This is a genomic window from Polynucleobacter sp. MWH-UH19D (assembly GCF_040409795.1).
In the GTDB taxonomy this organism is placed as follows: Bacteria; Pseudomonadota; Gammaproteobacteria; order Burkholderiales; family Burkholderiaceae; genus Polynucleobacter.
Genome location: NZ_CP099571.1, coordinates 1577118 through 1600317 on the forward strand (window position 1 = coordinate 1577118; position 23200 = coordinate 1600317).

Annotated in this window: 18 protein-coding genes; 8 read left to right on the forward strand and 10 right to left on the reverse strand. The window is 47.1% G+C overall.

Annotated elements, in window-relative coordinates; all coding sequences use genetic code 11:
• Positions 1–11 precede the first annotated feature (11 nt).
• Positions 12–1085, forward strand: a complete 1074-nt coding sequence (gene tsaD / locus NHB34_RS08060) for a tRNA (adenosine(37)-N6)-threonylcarbamoyltransferase complex transferase subunit TsaD (protein ID WP_353427130.1) — start codon at positions 12–14, stop codon at positions 1083–1085.
• 22 nt (positions 1086–1107) lie between these two features.
• On the opposite strand, the gene folE2 is transcribed toward tsaD, so the two are convergent.
• The 4 genes from folE2 to xseB are packed head-to-tail and all read right to left on the reverse strand — an operon-like array spanning position 1108 to position 5013.
• On the reverse strand, positions 1108–1935 hold the full coding sequence (gene folE2 / locus NHB34_RS08065) for a GTP cyclohydrolase FolE2 (protein WP_353427131.1): 828 nt from the start codon (positions 1933–1935) through the stop codon (positions 1108–1110).
• A 25-nt stretch (positions 1936–1960) separates the two neighbouring features.
• Positions 1961–3862: a 1-deoxy-D-xylulose-5-phosphate synthase gene (gene dxs, locus NHB34_RS08070; RefSeq protein WP_353427132.1), complete on the reverse strand. Its 1902-nt coding sequence runs from the start codon at positions 3860–3862 to the stop codon at positions 1961–1963.
• A 20-nt stretch (positions 3863–3882) separates the two neighbouring features.
• Positions 3883–4779, reverse strand: a complete 897-nt coding sequence (locus NHB34_RS08075; RefSeq protein ID WP_353427133.1) for a polyprenyl synthetase family protein — start codon at positions 4777–4779, stop codon at positions 3883–3885.
• A complete protein-coding gene (gene xseB / locus NHB34_RS08080; RefSeq protein ID WP_353427134.1) occupies positions 4780–5013 on the reverse strand; it encodes an exodeoxyribonuclease VII small subunit in 234 nt (77 codons plus the stop codon).
• A 161-nt stretch (positions 5014–5174) separates the two neighbouring features.
• Between xseB and NHB34_RS08085 the strand changes: the two genes are divergently transcribed.
• Together NHB34_RS08085 and NHB34_RS08090 are read left to right on the forward strand one after the other, a co-directional pair.
• The gene (locus NHB34_RS08085; RefSeq protein WP_353427135.1) at positions 5175–6281 is read left to right on the forward strand and encodes an aromatic ring-hydroxylating dioxygenase subunit alpha; all 1107 of its coding nucleotides are present in this window, start codon (positions 5175–5177) and stop codon (positions 6279–6281) included.
• A 50-nt stretch (positions 6282–6331) separates the two neighbouring features.
• Positions 6332–7162, forward strand: a complete 831-nt coding sequence (locus NHB34_RS08090) for a sulfurtransferase (protein WP_353427136.1) — start codon at positions 6332–6334, stop codon at positions 7160–7162.
• A 6-nt stretch (positions 7163–7168) separates the two neighbouring features.
• On the opposite strand, the gene NHB34_RS08095 is transcribed toward NHB34_RS08090, so the two are convergent.
• The 3 genes from NHB34_RS08095 to polA are packed head-to-tail and all read right to left on the reverse strand — an operon-like array spanning position 7169 to position 11664.
• A complete protein-coding gene (locus NHB34_RS08095) occupies positions 7169–7942 on the reverse strand; it encodes a ZIP family metal transporter (RefSeq protein WP_353427137.1) in 774 nt (257 codons plus the stop codon).
• A 6-nt stretch (positions 7943–7948) separates the two neighbouring features.
• Positions 7949–8833 carry a dienelactone hydrolase family protein gene (locus NHB34_RS08100; protein WP_353427138.1) on the reverse strand — a complete coding sequence of 295 codons (885 nt, stop codon included), beginning with the start codon at positions 8831–8833 and terminating at the stop codon, positions 7949–7951.
• Positions 8834–8856: 23 nt separating this feature from the next.
• Positions 8857–11664: a DNA polymerase I gene (gene polA, locus NHB34_RS08105; protein ID WP_353427139.1), complete on the reverse strand. Its 2808-nt coding sequence runs from the start codon at positions 11662–11664 to the stop codon at positions 8857–8859.
• A gap of 82 nt (positions 11665–11746) precedes the next feature.
• Here polA and NHB34_RS08110 point away from each other — a divergent pair, with 82 nt between their 5' ends.
• The 3 genes from NHB34_RS08110 to NHB34_RS08120 are packed head-to-tail and all read left to right on the forward strand — an operon-like array spanning position 11747 to position 13926.
• Complete coding sequence (locus NHB34_RS08110) at positions 11747–12160, forward strand: hypothetical protein (RefSeq protein WP_353427140.1); 414 nt, start codon at positions 11747–11749, stop codon at positions 12158–12160.
• An 18-nt stretch (positions 12161–12178) separates the two neighbouring features.
• Positions 12179–13156 (forward strand): homoserine kinase, encoded by a 978-nt coding sequence (locus NHB34_RS08115; protein WP_353427141.1) that lies wholly within the window; start codon positions 12179–12181, stop codon positions 13154–13156.
• Positions 13153–13926, forward strand: a complete 774-nt coding sequence (locus NHB34_RS08120) for a BPSS1780 family membrane protein (RefSeq protein ID WP_353427142.1) — start codon at positions 13153–13155, stop codon at positions 13924–13926. Before NHB34_RS08115 ends, NHB34_RS08120 begins: the two co-directional genes overlap by 4 nt.
• An 18-nt stretch (positions 13927–13944) precedes the next feature.
• Here the strand turns inward: NHB34_RS08120 and NHB34_RS08125 are convergent, their stop codons facing one another.
• On the reverse strand, positions 13945–16308 hold the full coding sequence (locus tag NHB34_RS08125) for a UvrD-helicase domain-containing protein (protein WP_353427143.1): 2364 nt from the start codon (positions 16306–16308) through the stop codon (positions 13945–13947).
• A gap of 24 nt (positions 16309–16332) precedes the next feature.
• On the opposite strand from NHB34_RS08125, the gene NHB34_RS08130 reads away from it, so the two are divergent.
• Complete coding sequence (locus NHB34_RS08130) at positions 16333–19224, forward strand: valine--tRNA ligase (protein ID WP_353427144.1); 2892 nt, start codon at positions 16333–16335, stop codon at positions 19222–19224.
• A 14-nt stretch (positions 19225–19238) separates the two neighbouring features.
• A complete protein-coding gene (galU, locus tag NHB34_RS08135) occupies positions 19239–20123 on the forward strand; it encodes a UTP--glucose-1-phosphate uridylyltransferase GalU (protein WP_353427145.1) in 885 nt (294 codons plus the stop codon).
• Between the two features lie 126 nt (positions 20124–20249).
• Here galU and NHB34_RS08140 read toward each other — a convergent pair whose 3' ends face one another.
• Together NHB34_RS08140 and alaS are read right to left on the reverse strand one after the other, a co-directional pair.
• The gene (locus tag NHB34_RS08140; protein WP_353428583.1) at positions 20250–20477 is read right to left on the reverse strand and encodes a sulfurtransferase TusA family protein; all 228 of its coding nucleotides are present in this window, start codon (positions 20475–20477) and stop codon (positions 20250–20252) included.
• Between the two features lie 14 nt (positions 20478–20491).
• On the reverse strand, positions 20492–23116 hold the full coding sequence (gene alaS / locus NHB34_RS08145) for an alanine--tRNA ligase (RefSeq protein WP_353427146.1): 2625 nt from the start codon (positions 23114–23116) through the stop codon (positions 20492–20494).
• Positions 23117–23200: the final 84 nt, after the last annotated feature.

Here is a 23200-nt window from a genome sequence, read left to right on the forward strand (position 1 = left end):
CAAGCAAAAAAATGATTGTTTTAGGCATAGAAACTTCCTGTGACGAGACTGGGGTGGCGATTTACGACACAAGCCCTTGGGAAGCAGGAAAACCAGCGTTTTTAGGCATTCTAGGCCAGGGTTTGCACTCTCAAATCGCTATGCACCGCGATTATGGGGGTGTTGTTCCTGAATTGGCTTCTAGGGACCATATTCGCCGAGTTTTGCCCCTTTTAGGCCAATCTTTGAGCCAATCTGGCCTCAAATTGGACGATATTGACGCCGTTGCCTTTACTCAAGGGCCAGGCTTAGCAGGTGCGCTATTGGTGGGTAGCGCCTTTGCCAAATCCTTAGCGCAAGGTCTCAATTTGCCCACAATCGGGGTTCATCACCTCGAAGGCCATCTACTTTCTCCGCTTTTAGGCCAAACGGCTCCGCAATTTCCTTTTATTGCCCTACTGGTTTCTGGGGGACATACCCAACTCATGAAAGTTTCCGGCATTGGCCAATATGAACTCCTGGGCGAGACTTTGGATGATGCCGCTGGCGAAGCCTTTGACAAAACTGCCAAATTACTAGGTCTTGATTACCCAGGGGGCGCAGCCATTTCTAAGTTAGCCGAGAAAGGTCGTGTCGGCATTTTTGATTTACCAAAACCCATGTTGCACTCGGGTGATCTGGATTTTTCTTTTTCAGGACTCAAGACTGCTGTTTTAAATCAAGTCAAAAAGTTTGAAGCGCAATCAGTGACCGATCCGAATGTAGTGGCGCAGTTTCATGCAGACCTTGCAAGAAGTTTTGTTGATGCCATCGTCGCTGTCTTAGTGAGCAAATCTGAGAAAGCACTCAAGCAAACCGGATGCAAACATCTCGTCCTGGCTGGTGGTGTCGGCGCTAATTTACAACTGCGCAATGCATTAAATGAAAAAGCACAGGCAATTAAATTTGAGGTGCACTATCCGCCACTAGAGTTATGCACTGATAACGGCGTCATGATTGCCTTCGCTGGTGCACTACGTATGCTGAGTAAAAATAATGGCTCTACAAAATCTGGAGCCTTTGATGTGAAACCCCGCTGGGATTTACAAAGCAATAATTTGACTTAATTCAGCCCAGTCCTAGTGCGCTTTATTTCTGGTGTGAAATTCTGGCAAAAGCGCTGTGGTTGTGAATCGACTCAAAGTTCTCGGCCTCAACTACAAACGACTGAATACGCTGATCTGCTTTTAAACGCCCAGCAACATCGCGTACTAAATCTTCAACAAATTTAGGATTGCTGTAAGAATGCTCCGTCACCCACTTTTCATCTGGGCGCTTAAGCAAACCCCAAAGCTCGCTTGATGCTTCGCTCTCAGCGGCTGCAACTAAATCTTCTACTGTCATCTGGGTTGCTGAGTCCAAAGTCACGGTCATCGTGACATGTGAGCGCTGATTATGTGCACCAAATTCTGAAATCTCTTTTGAACATGGGCATAAACTCATTACCGGCACTTGCGCACGCAAACCTAACTCGACATCACTTGCACCAGCCGCATTTTGTTTGGCTGTTGCCATCCAAGTCACTTCGTAATCCATCAAGCTCTCAACACCGGAAACGGGTGCCGCTTTTTTGACAAAGTGTGTATAGGTAAATTGCACATGACCTTCTTTGGCGTCAAGCAAAGGCAACATCTCACGCACTAAAGCAACCACTGTTGCGCTATCAACGGCTTGATCTTGTTTTTGCAAGAGCGCCATAAAGCGAGACATGTGAGTACCCTTCACATGCGCAGGCAAAGCGACATCCATCTCAAAAGTTCCTACAGATGGAAAGTTGCCAGTTTTGCTACGAATCGTTAATGGGTGACGCACACCACGAATACCGACTTGCTCAATTGGCATTGCGCGCTTGTCCAAAGTGGACTGCACGTCAGGCATTGCACTGGCTTTGAGGAAGGCGGGGTTCATGTCATTCATGGCTCTATTTTCAAGCAAAACGAGCTTATTTGCCTGAAATCACCGAATTTGCCACGAATACCGCTGGAAAACGCTGCTTTATGGAGTTTGTAATGCCCTCTACATCTAGGCCACACTTGGTCATGAGCAACTGATAGTCGCCATGCTCAATGAATTCATCGGGAAGACCTAACTGAAGTAAGGGCTTCTGAATACCCAATTTTGTGAGCGCCTCTAGGCAAGCGCTACCTGCGCCACCAGCAATGGCACCATCTTCAATCGTGACAAAGTAATCATGATCTGCTGCTAGCGATTGAATCAACTCAAGGTCTAATGGTTTTACAAAACGCATGTTAGCAACCGTGGCATCCAAACTCTCAGCAGCTTCTAAAGCACTATAGAGCAAGGTACCAAATGCCAAAATTGCTACCCTCTTACCAGTGGGCGCCGTTGACTTACGACGAATCTCACCCTTACCTAATGGCAAAGTGCGCAACTCTGTTGATGGAATAGCACCTACTCCGGAACCACGTGGATAACGCACTGCGGTTGGATGTGGTTGATGAAATGCAGTTGTTAATAAATCACGGCACTCTGCTTCATCGGCTGGCGTCATCACCAACATATTTGGAATGCATCGTAAAAAGGGAATGTCGTATGCTCCCGCATGCGTTGCGCCGTCGGCTCCGACTAATCCCGCACGATCTAGCGCAAACAAAACTGGCAGATCTTGCAAAGCCACATCATGAATCAACTGGTCATAAGCGCGTTGCAAGAAAGTGGAATAGATTGCCACCACTGGCTTCATGCCTTCACATGCCATACCTGCCGCAAAGGTCACCGCATGTTGCTCGGCAATACCCACATCGTAGTAACGCTTTGGAAAATTCTTCTCGAACTCTACCAAACCAGAACCTTCACGCATTGCGGGAGTAATGCCAATCAACATTGGATCAGCATGGGCCATATCACAAAGCCATTCACCAAATACTTGAGTGAAGGTTTTTTTGCTTGCGGCTACTTTTTTGACGCCTTCCTGCGGATTAAACTTGCTCGGGCCGTGATACAAAACTGGGTCAGCTTCTGCTAACTCATAACCCTGACCTTTTTTGGTTACAACATGCAAGAACTGTGGCCCGCGACCTTCCAATGCTAAACGCCGCACGTTTTGCAACATCGGCACAAGCGCATCTAAATCATGTCCATCGATAGGGCCGAAATAGTTAAAACCAAATTCTTGAAAGATTGTCGCTGGTGACACCATGCCTTTAGCATGATCCTCTAGGCGTTTTGCAAACTCACGTAATGGCGGCGCAATTGACAGGACGCTATCAATACCTTTTTTGGTAGTTGAGTAAATATTGCCACTGAGTAATCGCGCAAGATGGCGATTGAGCGCGCCCACTGCTGGTGAAATCGACATATCGTTGTCATTCAAAATCACCACAAGAGGTAAGTCGTCATAGACGCCGGCATTATTCATTGCCTCAAAAGCCATGCCACCGGTCATCGCGCTATCGCCAATCACCGCAACCGCTACCTGACGCTCACCTTTGGTTTGGAATGCACGCGCCATTCCCATCGCCGCAGAAATACTGGTTGAAGAGTGCCCCGTGCCAAAAGCATCAAACTCACTCTCTGCGCGGTGCGGGAAGCCTGAAAGACCTTTGTATTGACGTAAGGTATTCATGCGCTCACGACGGCCTGTCAAGATTTTGTGCGGGTAACTTTGATGACCAACATCCCAAACGATCCGATCGCGTGGCGTATCAAATACATAGTGCAAAGCAATCGATAACTCGACCGTTCCCAAATTGGAGGACAAGTGACCTCCCGTTTTGGATACTGAATCAAGTACAAATTGACGCAACTCATCCGCGAGGGCTGGCAGCTCATCGCGCGTCAGCTTTTTGAGATCATCAGGAGAGTTAATCGAAAGTAAGGTCATTCTGTTATTACATGAATTCTTTATTTAGCTCTATTGACTACCAATAGCGCTAAATCTTTTAGAGCTTGGGCTTGATTGCCAAAACCATCCAGACTACGCATGGCGATTTCTTGCAATTCTTTAGCCTGTTGCTGTGCATAGTCTAAACCCATCAAGGTGACATAGGTGGGCTTGTTGGCAGCCGCGTCTTTTCCAGCAGTCTTTCCCAGCGTTTGACTATCAGCCGTTGCATCTAAGACATCGTCGATAATTTGAAAGGCTAAACCCAGCGCATTTGAGTACTGATTGAGCTGCTTGAGCTGATCGGCATTTAGCTTAGCCGCGATTCCGCCTAACTCAACAGCGCAAGATAACAATGCGCCCGTTTTCATGGCATGCATTTGCTGAAGACCTGTCAAATCTAATTTTTTGCCAACGCTTTCAAGATCAATTGCCTGGCCACCTGCCATGCCACGTGATCCCGATGCAGCAGCCAAACAGGCAATCATTTGCAGGCGTGCATTTGCATCTCCAGGCGAATTAGCCAATACCTCAAAGGCGCGCGTCTGCAATGCATCGCCAACTAATAATGCAGTTGCTTCATCAAACGCTTTATGAACAGTAGGTCTACCTCGACGCAAATCATCGTCATCCATACAGGGCATATCGTCATGCACTAATGAATACGCATGAATACATTCCACCGCTACAGCAGCAGCATCGAGCATTTCTGTTTTTTGTGCAGAGGATTCTCCTAACTGCCCAGCAGCGTAAACCAGCAAAGGACGAATACGTTTACCGCCGCCCTGCGCGGCATATCGCATCGCCTCATGTAAGCGCTGTGGAGTGGTTTGCGGTAAATCCAGCAATCGATCTAAGGCAGACTCCACTCGCTCGGAGTGTGAAACAAGCCACTCTTGAAATGAAATCGCTGTCAATTAAGCCTCAAACACGCGCACTTGCTGTTCTACTTGGGCCAAAACGCCTTGGCAATGTTTAAGCAGAGCTGCGCCACGCTGATACGCCAATAAGGTCTCTTCAAGGGAAAATTTTCCTGACTCCATATCAGAAATGAGCTTCTCCAGCTCTTTTACTGCCTGCTCATAACGTAAATCTGGGTCAATTTGGACCTCAAGACCTGCTTTTGAACTTTCTGACTTTTTGCTTGCCATAAGCGGTTTCCTTCATATTCCCAATACGGATAGCCCTACATATTAAAGCGAGAAGACGCTTGCATGGGTATAATTCCCCCCTTCCTTTCCAATATCGATCCGTCGATGGTTGGATTGGTTATTCCGCTTAGCTTCGGCTGACGTTTTCGGGGGTGGGGAGAATGACTAATCTGGCTACCGCGCAGCAGCTTGCGCCGTCCAATCTACAACTGCCGGTTTCGGCATATTTTGACGCTGACCTATATCAGCGGGAAATTGAACTGCTTTTCAAGCAGGGTCCTGGCTATGTTGGCCACGAACTCATGGTGCCTGACGTTGGCTCCTATCAAACTTTAAGTGCTGAGAACGAGGGTCGTATTCTGGTGCGCAATCAAGAGGGTATTGAACTGCTCTCCAATGTTTGCCGTCATCGCCAAGCGCTCATGCTAAATGGCAAAGGCAAAACAGAAAATATTGTTTGCCCACTGCATCGCTGGACTTATGACTTGGGCGGCAATTTATTAGGCGCACCTCACTTTGCAGACAAGCCTTGTTTAAATCTTGGCAAATCACCACTGCAAAATTGGCAAGGTCTCCTGTTTGAGGGTCCGCGAGATGTTCGCAGTGATCTCGCAAAACTGGGTGTTGCTGATGATCTCAAGTTTGATGGATACATGCTTGACCATGTTGAAGTGCACGATTGCAACTACAACTGGAAAACATTTATCGAGGTTTACCTTGAGGACTATCACGTCGTTCCTTTTCATCCAGGCCTTGGCAAATTTGTTTCTTGCGAAGACTTGCACTGGGAATTTGGTGAGTGGCATAGCGTACAAACCGTTGGCATTCATAAAGACTTACAAAACCCTGGTTCACAAACTTACCGTCACTGGCATGAGGCTGTATTGCGCCAATTTAATGGCAAGACTCCACGACATGGAGCAATCTGGCTCACCTACTACCCCAACGTGATGGTCGAATGGTATCCAGGCGTACTCTGCGTTTCTACCTTACACCCTATGGGTGTTAACAAAACACGCAATATTGTTGAGTTCTACTACCCAGAAGAGATCGCTCTATTCGAACGGGAATTTGTGGAAGCGGAGCGCGCTGCCTATATGGAAACTTGCATTGAAGATGATGAAATTGCTGAGCGCATGGATCAAGGTAGAGCAGCACTACTTGCGCGAGGGGTAAATGAGGTTGGCCCTTATCAAAGCCCGATGGAAGATGGCATGCAACATTTTCATGAGTGGTATCGACGCGTGATGAACTTTCAAGGCGCATAATCTACATACACACTTCTCGCCACCAACGTATTAGTTAAATAGGAAGCATCATGACTCCTCTAATTACTGCAAACCAGTTAGAAGAAATCATTAATAGTGGCGAGAACGTATTACTCTGTGATTGCCGTTTTGATTTAGTAGATACCCAAGCTGGCAAAAAAGCTTACGAAGAAAGCCATATTCCTGGCGCGATTTATGTAGATCTCGATCAAGACTTGTCAGGCACCAAGACTGGCAAGAATGGCAGACATCCATTACCCACACCTGAAGCGTGGGCACAAACCAAGACCCGCTTAGGCATTAACCCAAACACCTTGGTGGTTGCTTACGACAAACAAGGCTCTGTTTACGCTAGTCGCCTATGGTGGATGCTTAAAGCTAGCGGGCACGCTAATGTTCAAGTATTAAATGGTGGTCTAGATGCTTGGAATGGCCCCATGGGTACAGTGCCTCGCAAACCCACACCATTAAGCACGCCCGTAGCAGCAAGACCCTATGAAGGACTGGTGCTGCTAGATGAAGTTGTTCGTAATTTGCAATCTAAGAGCCATATCGTGATTGACGCACGAGCCAATGATCGCTTTCATGGGCAAAACGAAACGTTAGATCCAGTGGGTGGTCACATTCCTGGTGCCATCAATCATTTCTTTAAAGACAACCTATCGGCTACTGCTTTTAAGTCAGCAGAACAATTGTTTAAAGACTTCGTGGAACTACTCGGCTCACATAAACCAGGGCAAGTGATTCATCAATGTGGCTCTGGCGTGACTGCCTGTCACAACCTTCTGGCAATGGAAGTTGCTGGTCTCAAAGGCTCACGTCTTTACGCTGGTAGCTGGAGTGAGTGGTGTGCCGACAGCAGCAGACCGATTGAAATTTAATTCGGTTTAGTGAATTAGCGACAGTAAGACAACGAATCCAACGCCACAAGCAATCAATATCGTTTGCCGTAGTGACTCGGCCCAGTGTGGACGACGATGCATTTGCGGAATCAAATCGCTTACGGCGATATAAATAAAACTACTAGAAGCAATTACCAATAAATACGGCATCGCTGCATGGGCTTTTTCTAAGAAGAAATACGCCAGCACACCACCTATCACTGCTGCCAAGCCACAAATACAGTTGTATAGCAAAGCACGAGTCCGTGAAAAACCTGCGTTTAACAAGACAATAAAATCACCGATCTCTTGTGGAATCTCATGCGCAATGATGGCAATCGCAGTAAAGATGCCGACCTGATAATCGGCCATGAATGCGGCGGCAATCAAAATACCATCCACAAAATTATGCAAACCATCACCTACCAAAATCATCCAACCACTACGCCCTGCGTTCTCTGCATCATGACCATGATGGTGGTGATGGCCATCACCTTCGTGATGATGATCATGGCGCAAAAGCGCAATCTTTTCTAATAAGAAAAATCCCAACAAGCCAGCTAACAAAGTTGCAAATAGCAGTTGTGGATTAGTGGACTCCATACTAAAAGCCTCTGGCAAAGAGTGCAGCAATGCTGTGGCTAGTAGGATGCCCACTGATAAACTCACCATGTGATTGACCATCTTTGCCAGCAAAGCTAAAGAGCAGCTAGCGGCAACGAGTGCACTCGCAGTGCCCGCAAGCGCCGTTACCAATAGAATGCTTTGTAAGACAGTCATAGGGTATTAAGCAACGCCCATTTTCTTAAACCAAGCAATGCATTTTTCCCAACCATCTTTTGCTGGGCCCTCGCGATAGGTTGCGCGGTAATCAGCATGAAATGCATGCGGCGCATCTGGGTATACCTCGATTACCGATGCTTTTGCAGCAGCATTCTTGGGAGCTGCTTGCGCCAACGCAGCGCGCATCTGCTCAACGCTTTCTAAAGAAATGCCGGTATCAGCACCGCCATATAGCCCCAATACGGGCGCCTTTAAATCAGAGGCCAACTCAACGGGGTGACGTGGACTACCTTCTGTTTTTTCACCAATCAAGCGGCCATACCAAGCCACTCCTGCTTTAACCTGCGGCAAGGTTGCTGAGAGCCAAGTAATACGACCACCCCAACAAAAACCAGTGACACCAACACGCTTTAGATCACCGCCATTCTTCCCGGCCCAAACGAGAGCTGCCTGAAGATCGTTTAATACTTGCGCATCGGGTGTCTTTGCAACAATATTTGACTGAATTTCAGCAACAGTTCCATAAGCATTCGGATCGCCAGCGCGAGTAAAAAATTCAGGTGCGATTGCTAAATATCCCAATTTGGCAAATCGTCTGGTGACATCAGCAATATATTCATGCACGCCAAAAATTTCACTCACAACAATTACGATGGGCAAATTACCTTTAGCTTTTTCAGGACGCGATACATAGGCTGGCATTTGGAAGCTACCTACCGGTATCATTTGCTCGCCTGCCTTAAGCCCCTTGAAATCTGTTTCAATTGCAGCAGCAAGAACTGGATCTGCCGCAGCAACGAAACCTACCCCTAGCGCCGTCACCGCGGTACTTGCCACTGAGGCTTTCATAAAACGTCTTCTACCTTGATCTTGTGTTTTTTCGCTCATGATATTTGTCTCCAAGTGATTTTTTAATGGGCTTCTTCCCAATTATCGCCAATACCGATACTCACAACCAACGGCACTTTTAACTTAGCTACATTGCACATCAAATCCGGTAGTTTTGCTTGCAATAGGTCAATTTCATCCAATGGCACATCAAATACCAATTCATCGTGCACCTGCAGTAAGAGCTTAGTTTTCAGCTTTTCTTTCTCTAGCCAATCTTCCACTGCAACCATCGCTAACTTAATCAGGTCAGCGGCAGTGCCTTGCATCGGCGCATTAATTGCGGCACGCTCTGCACCTTGGCGGCGAGGTCCATTTGACCCCTTAATCTCTGGAAGCCACAAGCGCCTACCAAAAACGGTTTCTACATAACCATTTTCTCTGGCTTCTAGGCGAGTATGCTCCATATACTGCGCCACACCTGGATAACGATCAAAATATTTCGCAATATAGTTTTGCGCAGCAGAGCGCTCAATCCCTAAATTGCCCGCCAAACCAAAGGCACTCATACCGTAGATCAAGCCGAAGTTAATGACCTTGGCATAACGCCGCTGTTCGGAATTGACTTCACTCAAAGGAACACCAAAAATTTCAGCAGCCGTTGCCTGGTGCACATCCTTGCCTTCTTTGAAGGCTGTTAGTAAGTTTTCATCCTCGGCGATGTGCGCCATGATGCGCAGTTCAATTTGCGAGTAGTCGGCAGATAATAATTTGCAACCCTGTGCAGGTACAAAGGCTTCACGAATACGTCGACCTTCTTCAGTGCGCACAGGAATGTTTTGCAAATTGGGGTCGCTTGATGCCAGACGACCTGTCACCGCAGTAGCTTGGGAAAAATTGGTGTGTACACGACCCGTCTTGGAATCAGCCATACGTGGCAATTTTTCAATATAGGTTGACATTAATTTTGCCAAGCCTCGATAGTCCAAAATACGCGCGGGCAAAGGATAGTCCTCTGCCAACTTTTGCAAAACCTCTTCGTCCGTAGAGGGTGCGCCCGATGGCGTCTTTTTAATGATGGGCAACTCTAATTGCCCAAATAAGATTTCTGCAATTTGCTTAGGCGATTGAATATTAAATGGCTGACCAGCAAGTTGATGAATCTCACTCTCTAATTCCAAGAGGCGTTTACCAACTTGTTGGCCTTGCTTACCTAAAAGAGCTGAGTCAATCCGAATACCATTACGCTCCATGACTCCAAGCACATGCATCGCAGGCATTTCAATCTGTTGATACACATACAAGAGTCCGGGATTCGCCTGAATCTGAGGCCATAACTCTTGGTGGAGTCGCAAGGTAATGTCGGCATCTTCAGCCGCATAGTCAGTAGCGACTTGAAGATCTACCTGATCAAAACCAATTTGATGTGCACCCTTGCCGCAAACCTCTTCGTAACGAATCGTTTTCACGCCCAGGTGGCGCTCAGCCATGCTGTCCATATTGTGCGGAAGATGAGACTCGAGCACATAAGATTCCAGCAAGGTATCAAACGCAACGCCGCCCAATGTAATTCCATAGTTCGCAAATACGTGGATGTCGTACTTTAAGTTTTGCCCGACTTTTAAATGCGTTTTACTTTCTAACCAAGACTTCATACGCGACAACACCTGATCACGGCTCAGTTGCGTCTCGCCATTGCGATGTGCCACTGGAATGTAACAAGCTTCTCCTGGTTTTACAGACAATGAGATGCCAACTAATTCCGCGGCTAATGCATCTAGGCTAGTAGTTTCTGTATCAACAGCCGTTAACTCAGCCGCTTCAATTTTTCTCAACCACTTTTCTAAAGTCACTTCATCCGTAACGCACTCATATTGGCGCTCTAGCGAATCTGGTGCAGCTGTTTTTGGTGATGCGCTTACAGCTGCTGTAGATTTTTTTGATTCAACTGCTTCGACTTGATTGCTGATTGGCGTACCGGCTAGATCCAGAGACTCTCCTTCTAGGGCCTCATTGGATGGACTTGCTAACTGCTTTTCTACATCACGCAACCATGTTTTAAATGCATAGCGCTCAAACAAATCTCGCAGTAGAGCAGCATCTTCTGGCTTGGCATGTAAATCATCCAAACCTGGCAAGTGTGGCGACAAATCGCAATCTGTTTTAACGGTGATTAGTTGTCGTGCTTGTGGCAACCAACTGAGCGTTGCACGCAAGTTTTCTCCGACTACACCTTTTACTTGATCTGCATTCGCAATCAAATTATCTAAATTGCCAAACTCTGCCAGCCATTTATTTGCTGTTTTGGGGCCTGCCTTTGGAACGCCAGGAACATTGTCAACGGCATCACCAATGATCGATAAGTAATCCACAATTAACTCTGGTGGAACGCCAAATTTTTCAACCACGCCATCAATGTCTAATTTTTCATTGGTCATCGTATTAATCAGCGTGACCGATGCATTGACTAATTGCGCCAGATCCTTATCACCCGTAGAGATGATGGTTTCCCAACCCGCTTGTGTAGCCTGGCAAGCTAAGGTACCAATCACATCGTCAGCCTCCACCCCCGATACCATTAATACAGGCCAGCCCAATGCCTTAACCATCAAATGAATTGGCTCAATTTGCTTGACCAAATCCTCGGGCATAGGAGAGCGATGGGCCTTGTATTCTGGGTACATCTCATCCCGGAAGGTTTTCCCTTTAGCGTCAAATACGCAAGCAATATGGTCGGCTTTTAGCTCCGAACGGGCACGGCGCATCATATTGACCATGCCATATATAGCCCCCGTGGGCTCTCCAGCCCCATTTCTTAGGTCGGGCATGGCATGGAAGGCGCGATAGAGGTAGCTAGAGCCATCTACCAACAAGAGTCTATGTTTCGTCATACCGCAATCGTACAATCTAGTTAACAATTACCTACAGGACGGATTAATCAACTGCCCAAAAGTAGGCCAAAAAAGGTGAAAAATGATGCATGCCCTAACAAACGTAATTAGCCATATCTTGAGCCAAAGTCTCGCTCTCACGAGTTTTTTGGTAATTTTTGCTGTCTTCGGAGCAGGTTCTGCACAGGCTCAGAATAACAGCCAGGCACTCAGTCAATCTGAGTTGAACCGAATCAATAATCAACCACTCTCACCCATGATGAGTCCGGCTGGCGTTGTGAGCAATCCAGAGACTCGCAAGCCAAGCTTCCAACACAAAGAAGCTACTGGCACTGAAATTACCGAATACAAGGATGCAAATAGTCCTACACAAGTACAAGTTAAAACCAAGTACACCACTTATGAGATGTCGCCACCAGATTCTGTAATGCCTGGACCACCCTCCGGTGAAGGTGCACTGATTAGCGTACCCAGCATCAGCATTCCGATTCAATAAAGAACTACGCATTTAACAATGGCTGTATTTACTCCGATTGAACTTGGTGAGATTGCTCCATGGATCTCCCAAGAATTTACTATCGGCCAAGCAACAGATATTCGTGGCATTCATGGTGGAATTGAAAACTCCAACTTCTTCTTAGACACCACTAAAGATGGCAAGAAACAAGAATATGTTCTTACCATCTTTGAGCGCTTAACTGCAGCGCAACTTCCCTACTACCTAGAGCTAATGCGTCACTTGGCGAATAAAGGCATTCCTGTGCCTAAGCCAATTGAGAATAAGCGTGGCGAGATTCTTTTTACCCTAAAAGGTAAGCCAGCCGCGATCGTTAGCAAGTTACCCGGCCTCTCCCGAATGCAGCCAGAAGTAAAGCACTGCGCTTTAGTTGGTGAGATGCTGGCCAAAATGCATCTTGCTGGAAAAGATTTTCCAAAGACGCAAGAAAATCTTCGCAGCCTTGGTTGGTGGCAACAAACCATTCCACTAGTATTGCCTCATTTAAATACTGCTCAAAAAGAATTGCTTACTCATGAGCTCAGTACCCAAGAAGCTTTTTTCTCATCTAGTAATTACGACATGCTTCCGCAAGGCGCTAGCCATTGCGATCTCTTCAGAGATAACGTCTTGTTTGATCCTAAGGGATCATCAGATAGCAGCAATGATCAGTTAGGCGGGTTTTTTGATTTCTATTTTGCTGGCACCGATAAATGGTTGTTTGACCTTGCTGTCACCGTGAATGATTGGTGCTTGGCTGAGAATAAGCAAGATTTAGATCCAGCTCGCTTTGATGCCTTGATGAATGCCTATCAATCTGTGCGCCCACTTACCAAAGAAGAGCAAGTAAGCTGGCCTCTGATGGTACGAGCAGCAGCCTTGCGTTTTTGGGTTTCTCGCCTATGGGACTTTTATTTACCCCGTGACGCCCAAATGCTCACACCGCATGACCCAACGCATTTCGAACGCATTCTTCTTAGCCGCCGCACTCTATGAGACTTAATAACGTTGCCCCCAAAGAAGGCTACACCTGGATTCAACAGGGAATTTGGTTATTCAAACAAAATCCTTTGGGATTTTTGATGTTGGTCTTTATGTATGTTTTTGTTGCTCAACTTGCCGTCATCATCCCAGTCATTGGCGTCTTTGCGGTCCTGCTACTGACACCCACTCTTTCGGTTGGATTTATGACTGCTTGCCGTCAAGCAATTCAGAAAGAGCGTATTCGACCCAGCGTCTACTTAATTGCATTGCAATCAGGACAATTTGTTCGTAACCGAATTCTGCAGTTAGGCTTGGTATACGCCGCTTTGATTTTGCTGATGAGTTTTGTCTTGAGTCTCTTGGTGGATTTCGAAACGCTATTGCCCCTCATGACAACCGATAAACCCATCACCCCCGAAGCACTCAGGCAGGTTTATCTTGTGCTGGTCTTTGGCGCCATTTTGTATATCCCCATTGCAATGCTGATGTGGTTCTCACCCATCTTAATTGCTTGGGCTGATATGTCTGTTCCGCAAGCCTTGTTTTCTAGCTGGCTAGCTTGTTGGACAAATAAAGCCGCATTCTTTTTTTACCTTGCCATCTGGAGTGCGATTTTGATCGCCATTCCTTTGTCAATCGGCATGCTCTTTGATGCTTTAGATTTAGGTCAGGCAGCATCTTTTATTGTGGCGCCAATTTCGATGGCTGGCTTAACCATCATGCACTGCTCCTTTTATGCCACTTGGAAAGCCTGCTTTGCTGAAGAAGGAGCTAGCCTGTAAGCTTAGCTCTCATCAAACTCAGTCAATTGCAGCCAATTTTGCAATACTGAGTTGTAACCATTTGACGCCGTGACGCTTAAAGTTCACTTGCGCTCTAGCATCCGCATCAACACCCTCTAATCCTGTAACACGCCCTTCACCAAACTTCGTATGAAATACATTTTGGCCAATCGTGAAAGGATAATTTCCTCGGGGCGGTGAAGCTAAACGCTTCACTTCCATAGAGGCTGAGCTGACTCGCTTAGCTGGTCTTGGGCGTTCGCTACCAGAATCAAAAAAGTCATTCGATTCGTATTCACGCTGACGGGTGTAACCATCTTGCCAGGTAGAACTGGATCTTGAGCTGCCACCCCAACGCGCATCTTTTGCTTTAGGTGTTAACCACTTCAATGATTCGCTTGGTAACTCTTCCAAGAAACGGGAAGGCATGTTGTAGCGCACTTGGCCATGCAGCATGCGTGACTGGGTGTGCGACAAATACAAGCGCTCCTTAGCGCGCGTAATAGCAACATACATGAGGCGTCGCTCTTCTTCTAAACCGTTTTGCTCATTCACGCTGTTCTCGTGCGGGAACAAGCCCTCTTCAAGACCAGTAATAAATACCGAGGTGAACTCCAAACCTTTTGCAGAGTGCACCGTCATGAGTTGCACAGCATCTTGACCTGCTTGAGCCTGGTTATCGCCCGCTTCCAAAGAGGCATGCGCCAAGAAAGCCGCAAGTGGAGACATTTCTACTGTGCCTGGATCATTTTCACCAGGCAAGAGTGCGGCAATCGCATCTTGCCCATAACCCTCTTCCGCAATAAATGCAGTAGCGGCGTTAATCAATTCTTGTAAGTTTTCGACTCGGTCTTGCCCTTCGCGCTCAGACAAATAATGCTGAATCAAGCCGCTGTGCTGAATCACAAACTCAACAGTTTCTGGCAGGGTATTGTGGCGGGTTGCTTCACGCATGTGATCCACCAGGCGAATAAAGCCGCCTAAGGAGGCGCCCGCTTTACCCTCGAGAGAAGATGCTGCGGTGTACAAGGAACACTGCTGGGCTCTTGCTGCATCTTGTAATGCTTCAATCGATCTTGCGCCAATACCCCGCGTTGGGAAATTCACAACCCGAGAGAAGGAAGTATCGTCATTGGGATTTTCAAGTAAACGCAAATAAGCGAGTGCATGCTTAATTTCTGCGCGCTCGAAGAATCGCAATCCGCCATACACACGATACGGAATACCCGCAGAGAAAAGTGCATGCTCAATAATGCGTGACTGCGCATTGCTTCTATAGAGCAAAGCAATTTCAGTGCGTTTGATGCCGCTATTTACCAAGGCTTTTATTTCATCTACCAACCAAGCTGCTTCAGCATGATCACTTGGTGCCTCATAGATGCGAACTGGCTCACCATGTCCAGCATCAGTACGTAAGTTCTTGCCAAGACGCTCAGCATTATTTGCAATCAAATGATTGGCGGTATCCAAAATATGTCCGTGTGAGCGATAGTTCTGCTCGAGCTTGACCAGCAAGGGATGAAACTGCTTTTCATAAAGACGCATGTTTTCAACGTCAGCGCCACGGAAGGCGTAAATACTTTGGTCGTCATCGCCGACTGCAAATACCGAACTACTTCCCATACCGCTCACATTGACACGGCTCGCATCATGACCAGAAAGTAATTTGAGCCAGGCATATTGCAAGGCATTGGTATCCTGAAACTCGTCAATCAGAATATGACGAAAGCGCTCTTGGTAATGAGTACGAATCGGCTCGCTGTGCTTCAATAGCTCATAACTACGCAGCAGTAATTCAGCAAAATCTACAACGCCTTCACGCTGGCATTGCTCATCATAGGCTGCATACAGTTGCGCCATCTTTGCCTGAAAATCATCGCCAAGCGATAAATCTTTAGCGCGCTGCCCACGCTCTTTTGCATGCGCAATGAAATACTGCAACTGCTTAGGTGGATACTTTTCATCATCCACCTTTAAACCTTTTAAAAGACGCTTAATGGCCGATAGCTGATCTTGGGTATCTAGGATCTGGAAGGTCGATGGTAAACCCGCCTCTTTATGATGAGCCCGCAATAAACGATTACATAAGCCATGGAAAGTGCCAATCCACATGCCACGAGTATTGATTGGCAGCATGGCGCTCAAGCGCACCATCATCTCTTTTGCCGCCTTATTGGTAAATGTCACCGCCAAGACCCCGATCGGTGAAACTTGCCCTGTTTGAATCAACCAAGCAATCCTAGTAGTCAACACACGTGTCTTGCCACTACCAGCGCCTGCCAAAATCAAGGCAGATTGGGCTTGGCCATCTGGGTTAACGGGCGGGAGGGTTACAGCCTCGCGCTGTTCTGGATTAAGGTTCGCGAGCATGTCTGAATACATCAGCCCAATTATAATTTGCCTCTTATGCCAAATGCCTCAAATAGCCCCAATTCATCAGTCGCTGGCTCTGCGGAAGAGCTAGCCAAATCCTACGAACCTGCACCGATTGAAGCCTATTGGGGCCCAGAGTGGGAGCGCAGAGGAATAGCTGACGCCAGCATGGATGAGGGTAAGGGTGATTTTTCGATTCAGCTGCCACCACCCAATGTGACTGGCACCCTTCACATGGGTCATGCTTTTAATCAAACCATCATGGATGGCTTGATTCGTCATGCTCGCATGTCTGGCAAAAATACCTTATGGGTACCTGGCACAGACCACGCTGGCATTGCCACTCAAATCGTAGTGGAGCGCCAACTCGATGCACAAAAAATTTCTCGTCACGATCTTGGTCGTGAAAAGTTCTTAGAAAAAGTGTGGGAGTGGAAAGAAACTTCAGGCAATACTATTACCCGTCAAATTCGTCGCTTAGGGGCTTCGATTGATTGGGGCAAAGAGTATTTCACCATGGACAGCAAAATGTCCAAGGCCGTGGTTGAAGTATTTGTGCGCTTACATGAGCAAGGCTTAATTTATCGTGGCAAGCGTTTAGTGAACTGGGATCCTGTTTTAGGAACCGCGGTCTCCGATCTTGAAGTAGTCAGCGAAGAAGAAGATGGTTCAATGTGGCACATTCGCTACCCACTGACTGATGGCTCAGGCCATCTCACAGTTGCCACCACCCGCCCTGAAACCTTGCTCGGTGACGTTGCCGTCATGGTCAACCCAACAGATGAACGCTACAAGCATCTGATTGGCAAGTCGGTCAACCTTCCTTTATGTGACCGTCAGATCCCCATCATCGCTGATGAATATGTTGATTTGAATTTTGGTACGGGTGTTGTCAAAGTGACACCAGCACACGACTTCAATGACTATGCCGTTGGACAACGTCATCAGTTACCGCTCATCAACATTCTCACGCTAGATGCCAAGATTAATGAAAACGCTCCTGTTGCCTATCAAGGTATGGAGCGCTTTGCTGCTCGCAAACAAGTCGTTGCTGATTTGGATGCCGCAGGCTTACTTGAAAAAGTTCAGCCACACAAATTGATGGTGCCACGCGGTGATCGTACACAGACCATCATCGAGCCCATGCTCACCGACCAATGGTTTGTCGCAATGTCAAAACCAAGCCCCGATAACCAATATCAACCTGGGTCATCGATTGCAGGTGCGGCTCTAGATGCCGTTACTAAAGGTGATATTAAATTAGTTCCTGAGAACTGGATTACCACCTACACCCAATGGCTAGAAAACATTCAGGACTGGTGCATCTCTCGGCAACTCTGGTGGGGCCATCAGATTCCTGCTTGGTATGGCGATGATGGTCAGATTTTTGTAGCACGCTCTGAAGAAGAGGCTAAATCTAAGGCCGCAACTGCTGGCTATACCGGCAAACTCAATCGCGACCCTGATGTACTAGATACTTGGTTTAGTTCTGCACTAGTTCCCTTTAGTTCACTAGGTTGGCCAGAGGAAACACCCGCGCTACATCATTTCTTACCATCCTCAGTATTGGTAACGGGTTTTGACATCATTTTCTTCTGGGTAGCACGCATGGTCATGATGACCTGCCACTTCACTGGCAAAGTGCCATTCCACACTGTTTATGTACACGGCTTAGTGCGCGATGCGGAAGGTCAGAAGATGAGTAAGTCCAAAGGTAACACTTTGGATCCAATCGACTTAATCGATGGCATCAAACTTGATGAGCTTGTAGGGAAACGCACCACTGGCCTCATGAATCCAAAGCAAGCTGAGAGCATCGGCAAGAAAACCAAAAAAGAGTTTCCGGATGGCATTCCTGCATTTGGTACAGATGCCCTGCGCTTTACCTTCGCATCATTAGCATCGCTTGGTCGCAATATCAATTTTGATCAGAAGCGCTGCGAAGGCTATCGCAATTTCTGTAACAAACTCTGGAATGCGACCCGCTTCGTCTTGATGAATTGCCCAGGCGGCGACCAAGATAATGGTCTTGCTCCATGCGATAACCAGTGTGGCCCCGATGGCTACTTAGACTTCTCGCCAGCAGATCGTTGGATTGTGTCGCAACTACAAAGAACCGAGGCTGAAGTGGCCAAAGGATTCCAAAACTATCGCTTTGACAATATCGCTAGCAGTATTTATCAATTTGTTTGGGACGAATACTGCGACTGGTATTTAGAGCTAGCTAAAGTTCAATTGCAAACTGGCACACCAGCACAACAACGCGCAACCCGTCGCACTTTGCTGCGAGTGCTGGAAACCATTTTGCGCATGGCGCACCCCCTCATTCCATTTATCACTGAAACACTTTGGCAAACCGTTGGTCCAAAATCTGGAAAAGAATTAGCTAAGCAGGCTAAGCAAACCATCGCATTGCAACCCTACCCCGTTTCTCAACCAGAAAAGATTGATGAGCAAAGTGAAGCTTGGGTAGCGCAAGTCAAAGCGATTGTGGATGCTTGCAGAAACCTACGGGGTGAGATGCAAGTTCCCCCGGGCCAAAAAGTTCCTTTATGGATTTGTGGTCCAGAAGCTTTCTTGCAAAAAGCTACCCCCTATTTACTCGCTTTAGCAAAGCTAACAGAAGTCAAAATCTATAGCGATGAATCCGCATTAGAAAAAGATGCTCCGGGAGCCCCAATTGCTCTTGTGGGAGATATCAAGCTACTTCTCAAGATTGAAGTCGATGTTGGGGCTGAGCGCGCTCGTCTTGGTAAAGAAATTGAGCGTCTTGCTAATGAAATCACGAAGGCGCGTGGCAAGCTTGGCAATGAAAGCTTCGTTGCTCGCGCCCCAGCAGAGGTGGTAGCCCAAGAAAAACAACGCCTTGCGGGCTTTGAACAAAATCATGAGAAGCTTGTTGCACAATTAGAGCGTCTCCAATAAAGATCGGATCAGCAATGCCCTTATCTACCAAAGCAGTCACTAAAGCGGTCTTCCCAGTTGCAGGTTTAGGCACCCGCTTTCTGCCGGCAACTAAGGCCAGCCCTAAAGAGATGCTCAACGTAGTTGACAAGCCACTTATTCAATATGCGGTTGAAGAAGCTATTGCAGCCGGCATCACTGAAATGATCTTCGTTACGGGACGGAGTAAGCGCGCAATCGAAGACCACTTTGATAAAGCCTATGAACTTGAAGCTGAATTAGAGGCCAAAAATAAACAAGCTTTATTAGAAATTGTTCGTAGTGTTAAACCCAGTCACGTTGATTGTGTATACGTGCGTCAACCAGAGGCGCTTGGTCTTGGTCATGCCGTACTATGCGCAGAAAAATTAGTTCGAGATGAACCCTTTGCCATCATTCTTGCTGATGATCTCCTTGATGGCCAGCCTCCGGTGCTCAAGCAAATGTTGAATGTATTTAACGAGCACAATGGCTCAGTCATTGCTGTGGAAAAAATTGATCCTGCAAAGAGTAGTTCATACGGAATTGTTGCAGGCACTGAAGTAAGTAAGGGCATCCATCGCTTGAATGGCATCGTGGAAAAACCTCAGCCAAAAGATGCGCCCTCAAACTTAGCAGTTGTAGGTCGTTATGTACTATCCTCCGACATCTTCAAACATATTCGCAATCTCAAGCCTGGCGCTGGCGGAGAGATTCAGCTTACTGATGCGATTGCTTCATTATTAAAAGAAGATGCTGTCTTTGCTTATGAGTACGATGGCGTTCGCTATGACTGTGGCAGCAAATTGGGTTATCTCAAGGCGTCAGTTGAGTTTGCTTTACGTCACCCCGAGGTTTCCAAAGATTTTGCGGCATACCTAAAAGATCGCTCGCTTATCTAATAAACCTCAATGGAGCAAAAATAAGAGAGATAAAAAGATTCATAAGAAAAGCAACAAAAAAGGCAGGTAATCCCTGCCTTTTTCTTTGTCACTGATTGCATGTGATCTAGCGACTGAACTAGTGACTTACCTTCTCTTCAGAAAGAAAACCAATACATCGCCTTCGGTAGTGCTGCCAATAAGTTCATTGCCAGTTTGCTTAGCAAATGCAGGGAAATCTCTAGCAGCACCAGAATCCGTTGCTTTGATCTTGAGTACTTCGCCAGACTGCATAGTGGCCAGAGCTTTCTTGGTGCGCAGAATTGGCAATGGGCAATTCATACCAATGGCATCAACCTCAGCATTGAAAGCGATATTGCTTACATCACTCATTTGCTTGCCACCCAATCTTTCACGCCAGCAAGAGCAACATTAAGCTTGCTAGGATCATTTCCGCCCGCCATTGCCATTTCTGGCTTGCCACCACCTTTGCCGCCCACCTGCTGGGCAACAAAATTCACGAGATCGCCAGCCTTCACCTTGGCAATTGAATCGGCTGTTACTCCTGCAACCAGACTCACTTTATCGCCCTGAACGGATGCTAAAACAATTGCTGCTGATTTAAGTTTCGCCTTCAAAGCATCCATCGTCTCACGCAACACTCCAGCATCTGCGCCATCTAAGCGAGCCGCAAGAACTTTAATACCGTTTACCTCAATTGCTTGACCGGCCAACTCATCGCCCTGACTTGCAGCCAACTTCGAATTAACCTTTTCTAACTCACGCTCAGCTTGACGAAGACTCTCTTGAAGTTGCGTTACACGATTGACCAAATCACCAGGATGCGTCTTCAAAATTGCAGCCACTTCATTAACCTTATCTTCAAGGCCTTGCAAGAAGTGCAGAGCTTGGTTTCCAGTGACCGCCTCAACACGACGAATGCCAGCGGCAACACCGCCTTCAGAGACAATCTTCAGACTGCCAATGTCACCCGTGCGAGATACGTGGGTGCCTCCGCATAATTCTTTTGAGCTGCCGATTTCAAGAACACGTACTTCATCACCATACTTTTCACCAAAGAGCATCATGGCGCCAGTTTTTTGTGCATCCTCTAATGACATCACTTTTCCAGAGGTCGCGGTATTTGCCAAAATCTCAGCATTCACAATATCTTCAATGCGGCGGATTTGTTCTGCCGTTATTGGGGCGTTGTGCGTAAAGTCAAAACGGGTCTTTGTCGCATCCACTAAAGAACCTTTTTGTTGAACGTGGTCACCTAAAACTTCACGCAAAGCTTTGTGCAAAATATGCGTAGCGCTATGGTTGCGCATGGTGTCAGTTCTTTGCTGCACATCTACCAAGGCATTTAATGTGTCGCCTACCTTAATCTCGCCTTCCAGCAACTCGCCTTGATGACCAAATACATCTGCCTGAATCTTGAAAGTATCTTCAACTGCAAAACGGATTGACTCATTGCGCAGTTCGCCACGATCACCAACTTGGCCACCAGATTCGGCATAGAAAGGCGTGTGATCCAAAACGATAACTGCGGCTTCTCCAGCCTTGACTGAAGGAACCTCAGACCCATCCACATAGAGAGCAGTAACCTTAGAGCCTTCATGCTTGAGAGTCTCATAGCCATGGAATTGAGTTGGCTTACCTTTGTACTCCAAGCCTTGCGCAACCTTAAACTTGCCTGCCGCTCTGGCCTGATCGCGTTGCTTTTGCATTGCGACCTCAAAACCTTCGGCATCGACTGAAACACCACGCTCACGACAAACGTCTGCTGTTAAATCTAATGGAAAACCAAAGGTGTCATGTAAGCGAAATGCAGTTTCACCATCAACCACTTTGGCGCCACCAGCTAATGCACTATCCAAGATTGCCATACCATTGGCGATTGTTTGGAAGAAACGCTCTTCCTCTTGCTCCAATACTTCACTCACCTTATCTTGTGCAGCGCGTAACTCAGGATAAGCATCACCCATCTCCTGAACAAGGGCGGGTACAAGCTGATAGAAGAATGGTTTGCGTGCACCTAACTTATAGCCATGGCGAATCGCACGACGGGCAATACGACGCAATACATAACCGCGCCCTGCATTGCCTGGAATCACGCCATCAACCACAATAAAACTACACGCACGAATATGATCTGCAATCACTTTTAAAGAAGGGCTGTCAGCATCGCAATTGGCGCCACCTGCTGCATCAACTGCCTCTTTAGAAGCCTTGAGCAGATTGACGAAAAGATCGATTTCATAATTAGAGTGAACGTGTTGCAACACTGCCGCAATACGCTCCAAACCCATGCCCGTATCCACGCTCGGTTTAGGCAAAGGATGCATCACGCCAGCTTCATCGCGATTGAACTGCATGAAGACGTTGTTCCAAATCTCAATGAAACGATCACCATCTTCTTCAGGGCTGCCAGGAGGACCACCTGGAATATGTTCGCCATGATCGTAGAAAATTTCTGTACAAGGTCCGCATGGACCTGTGTCACCCATCATCCAAAAGTTGTCTGATGCGTAACGCGCGCCCTTGTTGTCGCCAATGCGAATAATGCGATCAGCAGGCACACCAATTTGATCTTTCCAAATGGCATATGCCTCATCGTCTTCGGCATACACCGTAACCAAGAGCTTTTCTTTGGGTAACTTAAATACTTGGGTTAATAAATCCCAGGCAAATTGGATGGCATCTTTCTTGAAATAGTCCCCAAAAGAAAAATTGCCCAGCATCTCAAAAAAGGTGTGATGACGCGCGGTATAGCCAACGTTATCCAAGTCATTGTGTTTACCGCCAGCCCGAATGCATTTCTGGGCAGTTGTCGCTCGGGTATACGGGCGCTTATCAAAACCCAAAAAAACATCTTTAAATTGGTTCATCCCCGCATTGGTAAAGAGCAGGGTTGGGTCATCGCCAGGTACTACCGGGCTAGACGGGACAATTTGGTGGCCTTTTTGAGCAAAGAAATCCAGGTAAGCTTGGCGAATTTGGGAGACTTTCATAGCCGTAATTATCGCATTCGCACTCATCTAGGGCAAACCCTAGACAAGGTACCCCCTTAGTGCCTTACAATCGCTCAACATCAA